Here is a 1,495-nt window from a genome sequence, read left to right on the forward strand (position 1 = left end):
AAAAAAAAAAGCCTCAGTTGAAGCAACTGTGACTAAAAACCAAAAACTTGTCACTCTTTCTACTACAGTAAAGGATAGTTTAGGCTATCTTCCAAATTGTACAGCAGAACAAATTCCATTGGTTGCCAAGAAAACTGTCCCTCGCAGTAGTGCTCCAAAGGTTTTTTGGAATCATTTTGTGAATTTCGTTAATGAAAAACTCTAAAATTTTACTGACAGCTTTTTTATCATCCTTTAGATTTTACAATTGCAAGTAAAATTGCACCTGTTACGAACAGAACAATCCCAATTCCAACATAAACCAATTCTTTTTTGGTTTTCTTTTCACCAAGGAAGAGAATTCCTCCAATAGTTGCAATGATAACACCTAATTGTGAGAATGAAAAGGCAATTGCGTCACCAGCAGCGCTTGCAGCCATAAGCATAAAGATATTACCTACACCAAACATTACTCCATCAATCATATTTTGATAAACATATTTTTCCATTTTAATTTTGAAACGACCCATCACAAGTGCTCCAAAGATCATTCCAACTGACATTGGCAAGATAATTGTCAGTGTATCAAAATGAACATTGAACCAAAGTACTGCTAAGTTATTAAAAATAATAACATAGCTAACATATCCCAAAGTTGAGTAAGTTAAAGCAGTCAATCCTTTAGTATAATTACGTCCTTCTTCAACAACTGCATTTTCTGGGTCACGTTTAGCTGAGAAATAGAACCCAACTACCAAAACAGCCATCGCAATAAATCCGAGAATAAATTGAATTTGTTTTGTCCATTCGTGGAAAGCAAAAACCCCAAGCAATCCACCAATTACTAATTGACTTCCTGATGAAAGTGGACACGCTACTGAAACACCCATGTATTTCATTGATTTAAACTGACCAAATTGTCCAATTGCCCAAAGCAATCCACCAATAAATCCAATTAAGAAAATTTGCCATGTCAACGTTGGCATGCGGAATAAGAAAACAATAAGTGCAAAAACAAAAGCGCCCAAAGTCATTCCAAGTGTTTGTTGATTAGCATCACCACCAAATTTATTAGCTACAACTCCGATAGAACCCCAAGCAAAAATTGGAACAAGCGCGAGAAGAACTCCTTGCATGTTTATATTCACCTCTTTAAAATAATTTTTTACACAAAAAATTAAGCATATCTCTATTTTACTCTTTTTTCGATTAACACTAAAATCGGTGGCGTATGAATTTGGTTAAGAGGTGCATAAGAAGTCACTTCCCAGTCCTTTTGTGGCAAACTAGAAGTCCACTTAATAACGGCATTTTTTTCTTCCATCCCCCCCTCATGACCGTAATAAATCATAATCGCAATTCTTCCACCTACAACTAAGAAGCTGTCTAAAATCTCTTAAGTAATAGTGCTAAAAACGCTAAAACGACCATTTGCGAGAGCGTAAAATATCTTGTGTAAATGCATAAAAGATTTCTGAATTGTATAGAAATAGGGAATGCCTTCCCTTATGATATT

1 protein-coding gene and 2 pseudogenes are annotated in these 1,495 nt (G+C 35.1%); 1 reads left to right on the plus strand and 2 read right to left on the minus strand.

The genetic code is table 11. The annotated features are described in order from the left end of the window. A pseudogene (locus KTE19_RS13595) lies at positions 1-205 on the plus strand (serine hydrolase); the annotation flags it as partial. Between the two features lie 22 nt (positions 206-227). Here KTE19_RS13595 and KTE19_RS13600 read toward each other — a convergent pair. Continuing rightward, on the minus strand, positions 228-1,115 hold the full coding sequence (locus KTE19_RS13600; RefSeq protein WP_084989328.1) for a GRP family sugar transporter: 888 nt from the start codon (positions 1,113-1,115) through the stop codon (positions 228-230). 53 nt (positions 1,116-1,168) lie between these two features. Further along, positions 1,169-1,369: pseudogene (locus tag KTE19_RS13605) on the minus strand (MnmM family RNA methyltransferase); the annotation flags it as partial. Positions 1,370-1,495 lie beyond the last annotated feature (126 nt).

The organism is Lentilactobacillus dabitei, assembly GCF_019061365.1.
Taxonomy (GTDB): Bacteria; Bacillota; Bacilli; order Lactobacillales; family Lactobacillaceae; genus Lentilactobacillus; species Lentilactobacillus dabitei.

Excerpts from the sequence above, each read along its gene's own strand:
- KTE19_RS13600 (WP_084989328.1), bottom strand. The coding sequence starts at position 1,115 with ATGCAAGGAGTTCTTCTCGCGCTTGTTCCAATTTTTGCTTGGGGTTCT.